We start from the raw sequence: 15543 nt of genomic DNA, 5'->3' as shown, positions 1-15543 counted from the left end.
ATCACATGGTGTGAACGTCGAGGTGACGCCGCTTCCGGGGATCGGCACCCGTCAGGACTTCATGATCCGCGCGGGCCGGCGGATCGGGGTGATCACGCACCGTGACGGCAAGTTCGAGCTGATCGTCTCGCACCTCGACGACCCGGACGACTGCGCGGCGTCGATAGCGCTGACCCCGGCGGAGGCGAGCACCCTGGCCGGGCTGCTCGGCTCGCCGCAGCTGGTCGCGCACCTCCAGGAGCAGCACCGCGAGGTCGCGGGCATCTCCACCAAGCAGTTCCCGATCGTGCCCGGCTCCCGGTTCGACGGCAGCCCGCTGGCCGAGACCGAGCTGCGCACCCGCACCGGCGCGTCCATCGTGGCCGTGGTGCGGGCGGGTTCGGTGCACGCGTCGCCGCGCCCGGACTTCGTCTTCACGGGCGGCGACCTCGTCGTCGTGGTCGGCACGGCCGACGGCCTCGCCGCCGCGGCCGAGTTGCTGGGCGGTGGCTGAGCACCTTGCACAACACCGCAATCGCACTGATCCAACTGGGTGCGGTCTTCTTCGGGCTGGGCCTGCTCGGCAAGATGGCGTGGCGGGTCGGCATCTCCCCGATCCCGCTCTACCTGATCGGCGGCCTGGCCTTCGGGCAGGGCGGCCTGGTGCCGTTGCACGGCATCGAGGACTTCACCCACCTGTCCAGCGAGATCGGCGTCATCCTCCTGCTGCTACTGCTCGGCCTGGAGTACTCGGCCGCCGAGCTCATGACGGGGCTCAAGAAGTCGTGGACGGCCGGCCTGGTCGACATCGTGCTGAACGCGACGCCGGGCGTGATCGCGGCGTTGATCCTGGGCTGGGGCCCGGTCGGCGCGTTGGCGATGGGCGGCGTCACCTACATCTCGTCGTCCGGGATCATCGCCAAGGTGCTCGGCGACCTGGGCCGGCTGGGCAACCGGGAGACCCCGGTGGTGCTGTCGGTGCTGGTGTTCGAGGACCTGGCGATGGCGGTCTACCTGCCGATCCTGACCGCCGTGCTGGCGGGCGTGAGCTTCGTCGGCGGGTTGACCGCGGTGGGCATCTCGCTGGCCGCGATCACGGTGGTGCTGGTGATCGCGCTGAAGTTCGGCCGGTACGTGTCGGCGCTGGTGGACAGCCCCGACCCGGAGGTGTTCCTGCTCAAGGTGCTCGGCGCGGCGCTGCTGGTCGCGGGCGTGGCCTCGCAGCTGCAGGTGTCGGCGGCGGTGGGCGCGTTCCTGCTGGGCATCGCGATCTCCGGGTCGACGGCGGAGAACGCGACCCGGATGCTGGAGCCGCTGCGGGACCTGTTCGCGGCGATGTTCTTCGTGGTGTTCGGCCTGAACACCGATCCGGCGTCGATACCGCCGGTGCTGGTGCTCGCGGTGGCGCTGGCCGTGGTGACGACGCTGACGAAGGTCGCCACCGGGTGGTGGGCCGCGCGGCGGCAGGGCATCGGGCGGATGGGTCGGGCCCGCGCGGGGGCGGCGCTGGTCGCGCGGGGCGAGTTCTCGATCGTGATCGCGTCGCTCACGGTGGCGTCCGGCGCGGTGGACGGGCAGCTGGCGGCGCTCGCGACGGCGTACGTGCTGTTGATGGCGGTGCTTGGGCCGGTCGCGGCACGCGTGGTGGAGCCGTTGGCCAGGAAGTTCACCCGAAAGCGTGGTACCGCTCCGGCAACGGCCTGACCTGTATCTCTTCCCGCCGGGACGGCTCCACTACGGCATAGGCCCACGTTCGCGCAAGTCGCCAACTCTTCCGGGCGATTGAGCGCGGGCGTGATCCGGGGTTACACCTGACTGCCGTCCAACCCCGAAGGGGGTCGTCATGTCACAACCAACGGGCACCGAGACCACTGGCCGCTACCTGGTGCTCCTCGACGACAAGTCGGTCGCCGCCGGCGCGCGGGAGATGAACCGGGTCGCCGGCATCAACGCCGCGAGCACCGCCGACGCCGCCACCAGAGCGGACTTCGCCGCGGCCGACGGCGTCATCTTCCAGGACCTGGGCATCGCCGTGGTCAGCGCGTCGCCGGACCAGGTCACGAGGCTGACCAGGGCGGCCGAGGCGCCGGGCCCGATCGCCGTGGTCGAGGCCGAGCGCGTCGTGCACGCCTACTCGGCGACGCCGGACACCGAGCAGGCCGAGGCGGCCGCCGTGGACGAGTCCGTGTTCACCTGGGGCTTGCAGGCCGTGGGCGCGAACCTCAGCTCGGTCACCGGCAAGGGCGTGCGGATCGCCGTGCTCGACACCGGTTTCACCGTCGCGCACCCCGACTTCGCCGGCCGCACCGTGATCACGCAGTCGTTCATCGACGGTGAGACGGTGGACGACGCGCACGGCCACGGCACGCACTGCATCGGCTCCGCCGCGGGACCGCGCAAGGCGGCCAGCGGCGGCCCCGGCTACGGCGTCGCCCACGAGGCCGAGATCTACGCGGGCAAGGTGCTGTCGAACAAGGGCAGCGGCACCGACAGCGGCATCCTGGCGGGCATCGAGTGGGCCATCGCCAACGGCTGCGCGGTCGTCTCGATGTCACTGGGCGCGACCGTGCGACCCGGCACGCCGCACTCGCAGATCTTCGAGCACGCCGCCACGCGCGCCCTGGCCAAGGGCACGTTGATCGTCGCGGCGGCGGGCAACGACAGCAAGCGGCCGGGCAAGGTCGCGCCGGTCGGCCACCCCGCCAACTGCCCGTCGATCCTCTCCGTCGGCGCGGTCGACGTGCAGCGCGCGATCGCGCCCTTCTCCTGCGGGACGGTCGACACCATCGGCCAGGTGGACCTCTCGGGCCCCGGCGTGGACGTCTACTCCAGCTGGAACGTCGAGGACGGCGGGCTGGGCATGCACAAGCGCATCCAGGGCACCAGCATGGCCACGCCGCACGTCGCCGGAGTCGCGGCGCTCATCGCGGAGAAGCACAACGCGCGCGGGTGGGAGCTGTGGGCCAGGCTGTCGCAGAGCGGGCGCCGGCTGGGCTTGCCGTCCACGGACGTGGGTGCGGGCCTGGTCCAGGCTCCCTGATCAGGTGACGGAGGCGTTCCGTGGACAGGGTCGTGGTCTCGGTCGCCGACGACGGCCTGACCGACCTGCCCACCGTGGTCTCGGCGCTGCGCGCGGCCGGGATGGTGGTGGAGGACGTGCTGGAGACGCTGGGCGTGGTCACCGGGTCGGTCGCCCCTGGTGGGGGCGACCTGCTCGGCGCCGTGCCCGGCGTCTCGCACGTGGAGGTGGACCGCACCGTGCGGCTACCACCGACGCCGGAGGCCTGACCTGCGCTTTTACCTCTGGGTGTCACCCGGTGGAGGGGCGAAGGGTTCGGCGTCGGCACCTCGGGTAACCGGTTCGCTGAGACGTACCGGTCGTCCGAGGAGGTCGAAGACGATGAAAGCCCTGCTCGCCGCGCAGACGGTGCAGGCTCAAGGCATCGGTGACGCAACCGGTGACGCCCTGCGCTCCGTGGTGACCTTCCTGCCGAAGCTGGTCGGGTTCCTCCTCGTGCTGCTCATCGGGTGGATCGTCGCCCGGTTGCTGCGCACGGCGGTGAACAAGGTGCTGGAGCGGGTGCACTTCGACCGCGCCGTGCAGCGCGGTGGGATCGGTGACGCGCTGGCGAAGTCCAAGTTCGACGCCTCGGGACTGGTCGCGCAGCTCGTGTACTACGCGGTGCTGCTGATCGCGTTGCAGATCGCGTTCGGGTTGTTCGGGTCGAACCCGGTGAGCGACCTGCTGACCGAGATCGTGGCCTGGCTGCCGCGGGCGATCGTGGCGATCGTCATCATCGTGGTCGCCGCCGCCATCGCGCGGGCCGTGCAGGACATCCTGACGCGTGCGCTCGGCGGGCTGTCGTACGGCGCGACGCTCGGCAAGATCGCCTCGTGGTTCATCATCGCGCTCGGCGTGATCGCGGCGCTGAACCAGATCGGTGTCGCCACCACGGTCACCACCCCGATCCTGATCACCATCCTGGCGACGGTCGGCGGTATCGCGGTCGTCGGCGTCGGCGGCGGCCTGGTCAAGCCCATGCAGCAGCGGTGGGAGGGTTGGCTGACGAAGGCGGAGAACGAGGCGCCGCAGGCCAAGGCGCAGGCGGAGGCCTACCAGCGCGGGCGTGAGGACGTGCAGCGGACGGCCCAGGGCGCGCCGGTTTCGCCCTCCGAGCAGACGACCCGGATCACCGAGACCCCGGCGCACGCGGCGAGCATGCCGACGCCGCCGGTGGGCCAACCGGTGCCGCAGGCCGACCCGACCCGACCGGTCCAGCCGCACCCGGGCCAGTACCCGCCCGGCGAGCAGCACTGACGCCTTACCCGGCCTGAGAACAGCGCCGACCGGGCACGGCTCGCGCTACGACACGCCGTTCGAACGCTCCGCAGCCGTTCCTGAACCGTCGGGAGCCGCTCCGCCACCAGGACGCGGGCAGTTCGAACGCTTCGCAGGGGTCCTCGCCAAGGGGACCCCTGCTTTTATTCTGCCGGCGGGGTCTGACAATTTTGATCGCCGAGGACACTTCCGGGCGCTGGTCGCGCGGGTGTCCTCGGGGGCCGGTCAACCGGGGTCGAGGGGATGCGGGTGGCGCTCAGCGTTGACGAGTTGGTCGGTCGGGACGAGTGGGACGCGGTCAACCGGTCGCTGCGGCGCCCGTTCGTCGTCTACAAGTTCGCGGCCACGCTCGACGGGCGGATCGCCGCCGAGGACGGCACCAGCCAGTGGATCACCAGTGCCGAGAGCCGCGCCGAGGTGCACCTGCTCCGCGCGGGCTGTGACGCGACCGTCGTCGGCTCCGGCACGCAGCAGGCGGACGACCCGAGCCTCGCGGTGCGCGGCGACGCCGTCCCCGACCGCCAACCGCTGCGCGTGGTGATCGACAGCAACGCCCGGACGCCGCGTGACGCGAAGGTGTGCGACGACACCGCGCCGACGCTCGTCGTGGTCGCCGAGGACGCCGACGCCTCGCACCTCGCGGGGGTGGCGGACGTGCTGAGGGCGCGGCGGGCCGAGAGGGGCCTGGACCTGCCGGCGGTGCTGGCGGGTCTGCACGCGCGTGGTGTGCGGGGGTTGTTCCTGGAAGGCGGGCCGACGTTGGCGGGCGGCTTCATCGCGCACGGGTTCGTCGACCGCGTGGTGAACTACGTCGCGCCCGCCCTGCTCGGCTCCGGCAAGAGCGGGCTGGGTGACGCCGGTGTCCGCAGCATGTCCGGCATCCTGCGCCTGGAACTGGTGGACGTGACCCGGTCCGGGGCCGACGTGCGACTGATCAGCCGGCCGGTGCGGGGCTAGGGCTCCAGCGCGGGCTCGTCGTGGCGGGCGAGGTGGCAGACGGCGGCCAGTCTCAGGGTCAGCCAGTCGGCGTTCGCCCAGTCCACGAGCGCGGGCGGCTCCCAGCCGTGCGCCTTAGCCTCGTCCAGCACGCCCTTGGCGTACCCGGCGAGCAGCACCACGCCCGCCACCGCCGCCGCGGGCACGCCGAACGCGAGGATGTCGCGCACCGCCGCACCGTGCTGGTCGACCGCGGCCAGCACCCCGGGCGCCAGGACACCGGGCGCCAGCACCGCCGCGAAACCGATTTCGTCGCTCAACCGGTCCAAGAACCGGCGAGCGGAGAAGTGCCTCCAACCGCTCACAAGGCCGACACCCTACGCTGTGCGGGGCGATCGACCCACCATCGAACACGTGTTCTATGATCACGCCGGGTCGAGCCGGATGCGCAGAGAGGAAACGAGAACGTGCAGGCGGACACGCTCGTGGAGCAGGAAGAGACGGTGGACGCCGAGGCGCCCGCCGCACCCGTGCAGCAGGAGGTCGCACCCGTGACGCAGGCAGAGCAGCCCTCGGAGCAGCCGGCGGAGCCGGAGGCCAAGCCCGTGAAGCGGCCGAAGTCGACGGCCAAGAAGACGCGGACGGTCGAGCTGACGCTGACCGTCACCGGCACCGCGGACGGCGAGTGGCAGGCCGACCTGGTGCACGGCACCAAGCGGGTCGTGCAGGGTCTGACCATCTCGGCCGCGGCGGTGTCGCGGGCGGCCAAGGAGCTGCACGACGACATCGCGGGCGGCATCGACGAGGTGATCGAGGCGGCCCGCAGCCAGCACCGCACGCGGATGGAGGAGCTGGAGGCCGAGCTCGCGAAGGTCAAGGCCGCGTTGGCCGAGCTGAGCGACTGACCTGCCGGAACCGAGGGGTCGCCGCCCGACCACGGGCGACGGCCCCCGGTCCCGCGAACAGGTGACGTGCGGACGTCACCCCTCGGGCCCCAGCACCGGCGCCAGGCGTTGCAGCAAGTAGCCAGCGCACCAGCGCGACTCCGTGTCCTTCGGGTCAGCGGGAGGGGTCGAGGATGAGTTTGCCGGTGGTTCGGCGGGCGCGGAGGGCCTCGTGGGCCTGGCGCACTTCGGACAGGCCGTACTCGCCGCCCGGCACGGCTCGCAGGTCGCCCGCCAGGACCAGGTCGAACAGCTCGGCCATGGCGCGGTGCACGACGCGGCCGGGGAGCCGGAACGCGTGGGGCAGCCACATGCCCGCGATGGCCGTGGAGTGGACCAGGAGCCGGCCCGGGTCGACCGGCGTCGGCTTCTCGCGGCTGGCCATGCCGTAGAACGCCAGGCGGCCGAACGGCGCGAGCGCGGCGATGCTCTGGTCGGTGACCGCGCCGCCGGTCATGTCCAGCACGATGTCGACGCGACGCCCGCCGTTGGCCTCGCGCAGCACGTCGGTCATGTCCGGGGCGGTCGAGTCGACCGCGACGTCCGCGCCCAGGTCGAGGGCGAGCTTGCGCTTGTCCTCGGTGCTGGCGGTGGCGATGACGCGGCCCGCGCCCCACTTCTTGGCCAGCTGCACGGCCAGCGACCCGACCCCGCCGGCGGCCGCGTGCACGACGACGGTCTCCCCCGCCTCCAGGTGCGCGCTCTTGCGCAGCAGCAGCCACGCCGTCGCGCCCTGCACGACCATGCTCAACGCGGTGAGGTCGTCGACGCCGTCCGGCACGTCGAACGCGGTCGCCTCGGGCACCGCGGCCTTCTGCGCGTACCCGCCGAAGTTGGTCAGGCCGACCACGCGCCGCTCGCCCGCCGTGCCGACGACCTCGCCGCCGGGCACCAGCGGCAGCTCCATCTTGGACAGGTAGGAGTTCTCGGCCTGGTGGGTGTCGGCGTAGTTCAGGCCCGCGCGGCTGACGTCGACGAGCAGCTCGCCCGGCCCCGCGACGGGGTCGGGCAGCTCGACCTCGGTGAGGACTTCGGGTCCGCCGAACTCGGTGATCTGGATGGCACGCACGGGTGTCAGCTCTCCTTGGTGGCGATCGGGTCGTGGTCGAGCCGCACGCGTTCGCCGGTGGCGGTGCGCGGGCCGGGTGGGTTGGGGAAGGCGAACGGCGCGCTGGGTCGCCCGGCCTGCACGAACCAGCATTCACCGGGTTTGCCGTCGCGCAACACGGAGACGAACGCGTCGACCACGTCGTCCACGCTCATCACCGGCATCCCGGCGGCCTCCAATGTGGACTTGAAGCCGGTGATGATCGCGGTGTCGGCGAACGACGGGCACACGGCGTTGACGGTGACGCCCTCCGCGGCGAGCCCGGGGCCCAGGCCGCGGACCAGGCCGACGACGGCGGCCTTGTTCGCGCCGTACAGGGGATCCATGGGCATGGCCATGAGGCCCGCCATGCTGGCGGTGGCGACGATGTGCCCGCCGCGCTTGCGCAGCTCGGGCAACGCCGCGTGCACGCCGTACACGACACCGTCGAGGTTGATGCCCATGACCGTGCGGTACCGCTCGGCGTCGAAGTCCTCACCCAGCCCGAAGCCCGTGGCGATGCCCGCGTTGAGCACGGCGATGTCCAGCCCGCCGAACCGCTCCACCGCCGTCGCCACCGCGGCCTCGCTCTGCCGCGGGTCCCGGACGTCGCAGTGCGCGAACACGCCGTCCACCTCGTCGGCGACGGCCTTGCCCCGCGCGTCGTCCACGTCGGCGACCACGACCGACGCGCCCGCGGCGGCCAGTCGGCGCGCCACCCCCGCCCCGATGCCGTTCGCGGCTCCGGTGACCAGTGCGACCTTGCCCGAGAACTCCACCGCGCCTCCTCTGGCTGACATTCCGACCAGTCGGTATGGTTCCTCCGACGCGCTCTGGCGTCAAGACGACCTCGCCGGTAGGTTACTAAGCGGTTGCTTAGGCCCGCAGATCAAGGAGGATTGACCGTGGCCGAGACGGACGCACGGGTGGCCATCGTCACCGGTGCCGCACGCGGCATCGGCGCCGCCGTAGCCACGCGGCTCGCGCGGGACGGCATGGCCGTCGCGCTGCTCGACCTCTCCGAGGACAGCTGCGCCGAGGCCGTGGAGAAGATCAAGGCCTCCGGCGGGACCGCGATCGCGGTGGGTGTCGACGTCAGCGACAGCGCGGCGGTCGACGCGGCCGTGCAGCGGGTCGCCGACGAGCTCGGCGCGCCGACCGTGCTGGTCAACAACGCGGGCATCCTGCGGGACAACCTGCTGTTCAAGATGACCGACGACGACTGGGACGCGGTGATCAACGTCCACCTGCGCGGCTCGTTCCTGATGAGCCGGGCGGTGCAGGCGTTCCAGACGGCGGCGAAGTGGGGCCGCATCGTCAACCTGTCCAGCACGTCGGCGCTGGGCAACCGGGGCCAGGCGAACTACGCGGCGGCCAAGGCGGGCTTGCAGGGCTTCACCAAGACGTTGGCGATCGAGCTGGGCAAGTTCAACGTGACGGTGAACGCGATCGCGCCGGGGTTCATCGCGACCGACATGACCGCCGCGACGGCGGCCCGGGTCGGCATCGACTTCGAGGACTTCAAGAAGGGCGCGGCGGCGGCGATCCCGGTGCAGCGAGTCGGCACGCCCGAGGACATCGCGCACACGGCGTCGTTCCTGGTCAGCGAGGGCGCCGGGTTCGTGTCCGGTCAAGTGATCTACGTCGCCGGCGGACCGAAGGACTGACGATGCGGGTATTCGCGAACCTCGACGAGCTCGTGGCCGCCAAGGGCGAGCACCTCGGTCACGGCGAGTGGCACGAGGTCACGCAGGCGGAGATCAACCTGTTCGCCGACGCCACCGGCGACCACCAGTGGATCCACGTGGACCTGGAGAAGGCCGCCGCCGGGCCGTTCGGCGCGCCGGTCGCGCACGGGTTCCTGACGTTGTCGCTGATCCCGATGCTGGTGCGGGACGTCTACACGGTGCAGGGCCTGGCCATGGGCGTGAACTACGGGCTGAACAAGGTGCGGTTCCCGAGCCCGGTGGTCGTCGGGTCGCGGGTGCGGGCCGGCGCCGAGCTGGCCGAGATCACCGACGTGGCGCAGGGCAAGCAGGCAGTGGTGAAGGTGACCGTCGAGATCGAGGGCAACCCGAAGCCCGCGTGCGTCGCGGAGACCGTGGTCTTGCTCGTCCCGGCCGCCTGAGTCCGAGAGACCCGACGGGCACGGCACTCCCCCGACGAGTGCCGTGCCGTCGCCTTCGTCCAGGTCAGCCCGGAAACGTCGGAGCACCTTCTCAACTCGCGCTGCAGGCGTTCTGTAGCGCAGGGTCGTCTCGAACCTTGATCGGGCGTTTCGCTCGAGTCGCCGACCTCCACGTCTGGACGCACTCCCGCAGCTTGTCAACCGGCCGCCGAACTAGGTGGTCGCACGTCGGCAGTAACTGCACCAGGCCGATGTCCTGCCAGCATGGCGCTGTCACGCTGCCAGCTCTTGAGCTCGCCCTGCTTCGCGGGGATCCCGACAGGGAAAGTCCATCGACGCCCTGTCATCGGCCGCCCATCGAGCTTCAGGCCTCGCTGATGACGTCTACCGGTTACTTGCTCTTTGCCGTTAGCCATGCCTGAGAGCAGCGCCGACCGCCTGACAGCATCGACAAGATCGTCATATGCGAAGCCTCCAACATCGCCCCACCAGGCAATATACATGTCCAGACCTCTGCTAGATCAAGTATAAGACCGTGTACACGGTCTGTCTGACCGCTTGACACAGGTTAGACAGGGTGCTCTACTAGTCCATACAGACGTACGGCGATCCAGGAAGGAGGCAGTCATGACCGCACCGGAGGAGGCGACCGGAGCCGGGTTGCTGCAGTTCCTTACCTGGGCTGGCCAACGCGGTGAGATGAATCCGGCGACAGCTGCGGCTTTTACTAGCGCCTCGCGGAACATCTTGAACATCGAAGATAATCCTGAAGAAGTCAACCTTCGCGAGATTGATGTTGACCAACTTCTCGAACGGTTCGAGAACCGGAACAGAACTAAGTACAGCACTTCGAGCTTGAACACCTACAAGGGGCGTTTCCGCCAGTCCGTAGCGCTCTTCTTGGCATGGCTTGACAAAGACCCGAACTGGAAATCGTCCCTCAAGAGGCGAACCAAAGCCAACAACGCAGCGAAGAAGGTTGCGCCCCCAAGCGCTCCACCTACCACGCCGAAGAGCGTTGCGGACGAGAGGAAGAGCCTCCGTGCGGAACCTCCGCCGCCGTCACCGGAAGAAACCACGCTCGTTCCTGGACTGATCCGGTACCAGTTGCCACTTCGCCCTGATCTTCTTGTCAATCTGGACTTGCCAGTGGATCTCACGAGCGCTGATGCAGCGCGAATCGCAGCATTCGTGAAGAGTCTGGCATTTGAACCGGTTGAGCCGCCATCACAAGACGGCTTTCACCAGAAGAAAGAGGTTCAGTGATGCGTCACCGACCAGACGGTGACCGGTCTTAGTAGGTCTGTCGGGACCGCCGGTCACCACCGGGCCGTAAGCCAAGATCCTTGGGAAGGGGCGCATGGCTTGCGAGGCTCGCAGCCCTAGGGTAGGGCAGCTCCAGCTGGATGAAAAGTCGAAGCTGTTGCGGTGTGGCCGTAGACATGTCGGGACATGTCTACGGCTCACGCCTGAGATGATCACGCCACATCCGAATGGGCCCACTTGCGAGAGCGAAGGGTCAGGCGCTGGCCTCCCGGGCGGTGCGTTCCAGCTTCGCGTGGTACGTCTGCCAGTCCACCGACGGCATGTTGTCGTTGTCCGCGCGCAGGCCCGCCGCGCCGTCGACCAGCTCGCGGACGATGTCGGCGTGGCCCGCGTGGCGGTTGGTCTCCGCGATCATGTGGACCAGGATCAGGTGCAGCGTGACGACCCGCCGCTGCGGTCCCCACCACGGCACCTCGCCGGGTGAGTCGAGGTCCAGCGCGTCGATCGTCGCGTCCGCGTGCTCGCACGCCCGGCGGTAGAGACCGACGATGTCCTCACGGGACTCGTCGGCCGTCGCCCACATGTCCGCGTTGGGCTCCGCGTCCTCGCCCATCCACTCGTACCGCTCGCCGAACGGTCGGCCGAACGTGTCGGCGAAGTAGCCGATTTCCATCGCGGCCAGGTGCTTGACCAGGCCCAACAGGTTGGTGCCGGTCGGCGTCAGCGGTCGACGGGCGTCGTAGGACGACAGGCCGTCCAGCTTCCACAGCATCGCCTCGCGCGCCGTGCGCAGGTAGCGGTGCAGGTCTGACTTCACGACGAACCCTCCACGGGACGCAAGGACGCGAGCAGCAGGTCGGCGAAGTGGCGGCCCACCTGCTTGGCCGACAGCGGCCCGTCGGCGCTGTACCACTGACCGAGGTGGTGGACGCTGCCGAAGAAGTAGTGCACGGTCAGGTCCGCGGGCACGTCGGCGCGGAACACGCCGGCGGCCTGCCCCTCCTCCACCAGCGATCGGAACCGCTCGTGGTAGCGCCGCCGCTCCGCCCGCATCTCCCGCCGCTTGTCCTCGGCCAGGTGGTCGGCCGAGCGGAAGTACACCCGCGCCTGGTCGAAGTTGTCCACCGACGTGACCACGACGTCGACCGCCGCCGCGTGCAACCGCTCGGCGACCGGCGCGGACCCGGACGCGAAGTGGTCCAGCCGCTCGGTCTGCATCCGCAGCAGGCTGCCGTAGATCTCGTGCAGCAGGTCGTCCTTGGACCCGAAGTAGTGGTACATGGCGCCCTTGGTGACGCCGGCGAGGTCCACGATGTCCTGCACCGCGACCCGGTCGAAGCCCCTGTCGGCGAACAACCGCGTCGCGGCGTCGATCAGCCGCTCCGGTACCGATGCCATGGGCCAAGCATCGCACGACCGATCACTGGAACATCGCGATCGGGCGGATGACGAGCTGCTGGGCGTCCGCCTTCCACGACTGGACCTTGCCCAGGCACCGCGCCTGGAAGCCGCCCTCGGGCACGACGTCGTCGCGCAGACCGGCGTTGTAGCACTCGACCCGCACCTGCGGCCCCTGCTCGGGGTCGTCCGGGTCGCCGAACGGGGCCAGGAACACCGTGGTGCCGTCGCCGTCGGACGCCACCCGGAACACGCCCTTCACCGACACGTACGAGTCGATCCGCCGCAGCCGCACCGCGTCGGTCGTCTCCAGGTGCTGCTCCAACGCCGTGTTCCGCAGCACGGTCAGGTCGCGCAGGTCGACGTGCACGACCCCGGACGCGGACTCCAGCGCGTCCAGCAGCACGCCGACCACCGCGATCGGCTCGTACTGCTCGATGTAGGTCTTCACCACCTCGCGGCCGGACGTCCGCGCCCCCTCCACGCCCAGGTCGAGGCCCTTCAACGCGATCTTGCCGTCCTTGGTGACGCCGACCCGGTCCACGACCTCCTTGGTCATCGCGTCGCCGTACCGCCCGACCTGGTAGAGGTCCATCACGGACTTCTCGTGCAGGTAGATGGTCAACCCGGGCACCTCGCGGGGCGGCGCGAACCGGTGCCGCGACCGCCACGCCCACAGGCCGACGCCGATGGCCACGACGATCGCCAGCGCGGTCGCGATCCACACGACCGCCCACGGCCACCACACCGACCACCACAGTCCTCTATCGACAGCCACGGATCTCCTTCACCGCCTCCAGCAGCGACCCGGCGCCCGCGTCCACGACGCGTCCCCCGGTCGCGCCCGCCACCCGGCCCAGCTCCACCGGGTCGGCCTCGCCGAACCGGATCGCGTACGTGCGCGCGGGCGGGTCCGGCCACGCGGCCAGGAACTCGTCCGCGCTCATGCCGGCGTTGTTCTCGCCGTCGGTCATCAGCACCACCGTGCCGTCGCCGACGATCCGGTAGGCGTGGTCCAGCGCCGACCAGATCGCGGTGCCGCTCTCGACCAGCTCCGCCGTGGTCAATGCGGTGGCCAGCCCTTCCAGGTCCGCGGCGCTCCCGATGACGACGGAACGCTCCTCCAGCACGGTGCCCGCGAACCGCACCAGCACGACCGTCTCCCCCACCCGGAACCGGTCGAACCCGCCCGCCCGGCTCAACGTCGCGAACGCCTCCCGCAGCCCAGCGATCCGCGCGCCCGCCATGGACGTGGAGTGGTCCAGCACGAACACCACCCGGCCCGGCTGACCGGCCCGGTCGTAGGCGGCGAGCAGGGTGTCCACGACCTCCTGCGTGCCGGGGAAGTACAGCGCGGTGCCGATCGGCTCACGCAGCTTCTCCGTGCGCTCGACCTGGGGGTCCACCGGCCTGCGGTGCGTGCGTTCCATGATCGAGCGCTGGGCCGACGGCGTGCGCAGCCACTGCACCACCCGGTCGTACGCGGCCCGCTTGTCCGGCTTGAGCAGCATCAACGGGTAGTCCGACAGCACGATCCCGTCCTGCGGGTACACGACCTCCAACGGCTCGCGGAGCTGCCCGGAGGCGTTGAGCGACAGCACCGTCGACTCGTACGCGACCACGGCGTCCACCTCGTCCTGCCGCTGCACGTACTCGTCCGCGACCTCGGCCGCGCCGGGCGCGCCGAACGCCCGTCCGGTCAGGAAGCCCTGGAGCTTGTCGCAGGTGACGTCCTCGGCCCGCAACGCCGCGCCCGTGCCCGCAGCGGCCGTGGCCACCCCGATCAACGCCGCCATGCCGCTGCCGGACACCCTCGGGTCGGCCATGCCGAACCGCAGCTCCCCCGCCGCCGCACGGCTCGCCACGTCGGCCCACGACGCGCCGCGCAGCGCGTCGGCCGTGCCCTGCTTCACGCCCAGCACCAGCGGCGAGAGCATGGTCGTGGTGGACAGCGGCAGGTCGGCGGACTTCAGCTTGAGGTACCGGTTCGTGGCCAGCCACGCCAGGTCGTGGTCCACACCGGCGGCCAGGTCCTCGCTCGCCCGCACGGTGCCGCGGTGGTCCAGCTTCAGCTCGACCCCGGTGTCGCGGCGCAGGTCGGCCAGCACGGTGTGCAGGTCCGCCAGCTCCGAGCTGGCCAGCACGGTCAACGTGACCTGCTCGGGCTTGCTCGACGTGCAGCCCGCCAGCACCGCCGCCACCAGGAGCAGGGCGGCCCACCTCATATCGGCACCCGGATCTCCGGGCAGCGACCGACCTGCCTGATCATCTGCTCCAGCTCGGGCGGCTTGGGCAGGAACCCCTCGGTGGGGCTGAGCTCCGGCTCGGGCAGGCCGCGTTGCGCGAGCAGCTCGGTGAGCGCGGTGGAGTTCTCGTTGTCCAGCCGGAAACCGAGCTCCAGGGCGCGGCGGCGCAGGTCCGCGTGGCTGCGCACCAGTTCGCCGACCCTCTCGCCCGCCGGGCTGAACGCGATCAGCCACGGCTCGGTGCGGTGGTGCGCGTCGGGGTAGAGCAGGACCCGCTCGGTGTCGGGCCGGCCGTGCTTGGCCACCTCGGCGAGCTGGTAGGCCATGTACTGGTGCTCGTACATGACGCCGACGGGCGCGGTGGTGCGGCCGTCCGGGTGGAAGAACGTGGTGCCGATGCCGGAGCCGTGCAGCCCTTCGATCTCGAACACCGGCTTGATCTGCGCGGCGACGGCCAGGGCGTTCTGCTCGGTGGGAGCGGCCGAGCCGTTCGCGGCGAACGCGACCAGGCCCAGCCACGCCGAACCCGAGTAGGAGTCGCAGGGGTTCGGGGACTGGGCGACGATCTGGTTGCGGTTGCCCGCGATGCCGTGGTCCGACCACAGCCTCGGCTTCGCGCCACCGGGCAGGGACAGGTCCTTGACGAAGGCGTCCAGCTTGAGCGTGTAGTAGAGCCCGGCCTTGCCCTCCTGCCGCCTCTGCTCCTCCGCCGCGCCGGCCCGCACCAGGGCATCGGCGTACTCCTTGAACGCACCCAGCACCAGCGGGCTGGCGAACGGGAAGAACACCCGGCCGCCGAAGCGGTCCCGGATCAGCTCCCCCGCGGCCTGTCCGGACGGCATCACGAAGTCGAACTCGCGGACCCGGTCCTGCCGGTCGCGGGCGATCTCCCGCGACCCGCCCGAGTCGGTGACGCGCACGTCGATGCCATTGGCCATCAGGATCCGGCGGACCTCGGGATCCTGGAAGTACACCGACTTGGACGCCATCATCGCGGTCACCACGGTGATCCGCTGGAACGGCAGCGCCACCGTGCCGGACGCGAACAGCGCGATCGCGCCGACCAGGGCGATACCCGCCGACACCCCGAACGGCAGCAGGAAGCGCTTGCGCCGGAACACCGATCTCGGCGGGTCGAGGATGGTCAGGCTGGGTTCTTCGGTCGAGCTCTTCGCGACCACGGACTCCCCCGGGCGGACGGCGATCTCCCCTGCCTACGA

18 protein-coding genes are annotated in these 15543 nt (G+C 70.6%); 10 read left to right on the top strand and 8 right to left on the bottom strand.

What is annotated here, in order from left to right; translation table 11 throughout:
- Positions 1 to 10: 10 nt before the first annotated feature.
- From ACYVLT_RS12445 to ACYVLT_RS12420, 6 genes are all read left to right on the top strand, one after another.
- Positions 11 to 493, top strand: a complete 483-nt coding sequence (locus tag ACYVLT_RS12445) for a cation:proton antiporter regulatory subunit (protein ID WP_461120296.1) — start codon at positions 11 to 13, stop codon at positions 491 to 493.
- Between the two features lie 5 nt (positions 494 to 498).
- Positions 499 to 1683, top strand: coding sequence for a cation:proton antiporter (locus ACYVLT_RS12440; RefSeq protein ID WP_461120295.1), 1185 nt, complete (start codon positions 499 to 501; stop codon positions 1681 to 1683).
- A 139-nt stretch (positions 1684 to 1822) separates the two neighbouring features.
- Positions 1823 to 3019 (top strand): S8 family serine peptidase, encoded by a 1197-nt coding sequence (locus ACYVLT_RS12435; RefSeq protein ID WP_461120294.1) that lies wholly within the window; start codon positions 1823 to 1825, stop codon positions 3017 to 3019.
- Positions 3020 to 3039: 20 nt separating this feature from the next.
- Complete coding sequence (locus ACYVLT_RS12430; protein WP_461120293.1) at positions 3040 to 3267, top strand: hypothetical protein; 228 nt, start codon at positions 3040 to 3042, stop codon at positions 3265 to 3267.
- 112 nt (positions 3268 to 3379) lie between these two features.
- The gene (locus tag ACYVLT_RS12425) at positions 3380 to 4297 is read left to right on the top strand and encodes a membrane protein (RefSeq protein ID WP_461120292.1); all 918 of its coding nucleotides are present in this window, start codon (positions 3380 to 3382) and stop codon (positions 4295 to 4297) included.
- Positions 4298 to 4567: 270 nt separating this feature from the next.
- Positions 4568 to 5275 carry a RibD family protein gene (locus tag ACYVLT_RS12420; protein WP_461120291.1) on the top strand — a complete coding sequence of 236 codons (708 nt, stop codon included), beginning with the start codon at positions 4568 to 4570 and terminating at the stop codon, positions 5273 to 5275.
- Here ACYVLT_RS12420 and ACYVLT_RS12415 read toward each other — a convergent pair.
- Complete coding sequence (locus ACYVLT_RS12415) at positions 5272 to 5574, bottom strand: DUF6401 family natural product biosynthesis protein (RefSeq protein WP_461120290.1); 303 nt, start codon at positions 5572 to 5574, stop codon at positions 5272 to 5274. The two genes, ACYVLT_RS12420 and ACYVLT_RS12415, sit on opposite strands and share 4 nt — an antisense overlap.
- A 147-nt stretch (positions 5575 to 5721) precedes the next feature.
- Between ACYVLT_RS12415 and ACYVLT_RS12410 the strand changes: the two genes are divergently transcribed.
- On the top strand, positions 5722 to 6159 hold the full coding sequence (locus ACYVLT_RS12410) for a DUF6319 family protein (RefSeq protein WP_461120289.1): 438 nt from the start codon (positions 5722 to 5724) through the stop codon (positions 6157 to 6159).
- A 154-nt stretch (positions 6160 to 6313) separates the two neighbouring features.
- On the opposite strand, the gene ACYVLT_RS12405 is transcribed toward ACYVLT_RS12410, so the two are convergent.
- Positions 6314 to 7267: a quinone oxidoreductase family protein gene (locus ACYVLT_RS12405; protein ID WP_461120288.1), complete on the bottom strand. Its 954-nt coding sequence runs from the start codon at positions 7265 to 7267 to the stop codon at positions 6314 to 6316.
- Positions 7268 to 7272: 5 nt separating this feature from the next.
- Positions 7273 to 8085 carry an SDR family NAD(P)-dependent oxidoreductase gene (locus tag ACYVLT_RS12400; RefSeq protein ID WP_461120287.1) on the bottom strand — a complete coding sequence of 271 codons (813 nt, stop codon included), beginning with the start codon at positions 8083 to 8085 and terminating at the stop codon, positions 7273 to 7275.
- A gap of 105 nt (positions 8086 to 8190) precedes the next feature.
- On the opposite strand from ACYVLT_RS12400, the gene fabG reads away from it, so the two are divergent.
- From fabG to ACYVLT_RS12385, 3 genes are all read left to right on the top strand, one after another.
- A complete protein-coding gene (gene fabG, locus ACYVLT_RS12395) occupies positions 8191 to 8952 on the top strand; it encodes a 3-oxoacyl-ACP reductase FabG (protein WP_461120286.1) in 762 nt (253 codons plus the stop codon).
- 2 nt (positions 8953 to 8954) lie between these two features.
- The gene (locus ACYVLT_RS12390; protein WP_461120285.1) at positions 8955 to 9413 is read left to right on the top strand and encodes a MaoC family dehydratase; all 459 of its coding nucleotides are present in this window, start codon (positions 8955 to 8957) and stop codon (positions 9411 to 9413) included.
- A 627-nt stretch (positions 9414 to 10040) separates the two neighbouring features.
- Positions 10041 to 10679 carry a hypothetical protein gene (locus tag ACYVLT_RS12385; RefSeq protein WP_461120284.1) on the top strand — a complete coding sequence of 213 codons (639 nt, stop codon included), beginning with the start codon at positions 10041 to 10043 and terminating at the stop codon, positions 10677 to 10679.
- Between the two features lie 253 nt (positions 10680 to 10932).
- On the opposite strand, the gene ACYVLT_RS12380 is transcribed toward ACYVLT_RS12385, so the two are convergent.
- Genes ACYVLT_RS12380 through ACYVLT_RS12360 form a run of 5 tightly spaced genes read right to left on the bottom strand, consistent with a single transcriptional unit; the run spans position 10933 to position 15504 of the window.
- Entirely contained in the window at positions 10933 to 11496 is a 564-nt protein-coding gene (locus tag ACYVLT_RS12380) for a DinB family protein (RefSeq protein WP_461120283.1), read from the bottom strand.
- Positions 11493 to 12077 carry a TetR/AcrR family transcriptional regulator gene (locus ACYVLT_RS12375; protein WP_461120282.1) on the bottom strand — a complete coding sequence of 195 codons (585 nt, stop codon included), beginning with the start codon at positions 12075 to 12077 and terminating at the stop codon, positions 11493 to 11495. Before ACYVLT_RS12375 ends, ACYVLT_RS12380 begins: the two co-directional genes overlap by 4 nt.
- A 22-nt stretch (positions 12078 to 12099) precedes the next feature.
- Entirely contained in the window at positions 12100 to 12855 is a 756-nt protein-coding gene (locus tag ACYVLT_RS12370) for a hypothetical protein (RefSeq protein WP_461120281.1), read from the bottom strand.
- Complete coding sequence (locus tag ACYVLT_RS12365; RefSeq protein ID WP_461120280.1) at positions 12842 to 14302, bottom strand: vWA domain-containing protein; 1461 nt, start codon at positions 14300 to 14302, stop codon at positions 12842 to 12844. Before ACYVLT_RS12365 ends, ACYVLT_RS12370 begins: the two co-directional genes overlap by 14 nt.
- Positions 14299 to 15504 (bottom strand): hypothetical protein, encoded by a 1206-nt coding sequence (locus tag ACYVLT_RS12360; RefSeq protein WP_461120279.1) that lies wholly within the window; start codon positions 15502 to 15504, stop codon positions 14299 to 14301. Before ACYVLT_RS12360 ends, ACYVLT_RS12365 begins: the two co-directional genes overlap by 4 nt.
- Positions 15505 to 15543: the final 39 nt, after the last annotated feature.

It is taken from the genome of Saccharothrix stipae, assembly GCF_054781895.1.
The sequence above is the reverse complement of the archived record's forward strand: the minus strand, read 5'-3'. Positions and strand labels throughout refer to the sequence as shown.

Bases quoted from the DNA above. Each gene is read 5' to 3' on its own strand.
- ACYVLT_RS12435 (WP_461120294.1), top strand. From the start codon at position 1,823: ATGTCACAACCAACGGGCACCGAGACCACTGGCCGCTACCTGGTGCTC.
- ACYVLT_RS12425 (WP_461120292.1), top strand. From the start codon at position 3,380: ATGAAAGCCCTGCTCGCCGCGCAGACGGTGCAGGCTCAAGGCATCGGT.
- ACYVLT_RS12400 (WP_461120287.1), bottom strand. From the start codon at position 8,085: ATGTCAGCCAGAGGAGGCGCGGTGGAGTTCTCGGGCAAGGTCGCACTG.
- ACYVLT_RS12390 (WP_461120285.1), top strand. From the start codon at position 8,955: ATGCGGGTATTCGCGAACCTCGACGAGCTCGTGGCCGCCAAGGGCGAG.
- ACYVLT_RS12385 (WP_461120284.1), top strand. From the start codon at position 10,041: ATGACCGCACCGGAGGAGGCGACCGGAGCCGGGTTGCTGCAGTTCCTT.
- ACYVLT_RS12375 (WP_461120282.1), bottom strand. From the start codon at position 12,077: ATGGCATCGGTACCGGAGCGGCTGATCGACGCCGCGACGCGGTTGTTC.
- ACYVLT_RS12365 (WP_461120280.1), bottom strand. From the start codon at position 14,302: ATGAGGTGGGCCGCCCTGCTCCTGGTGGCGGCGGTGCTGGCGGGCTGC.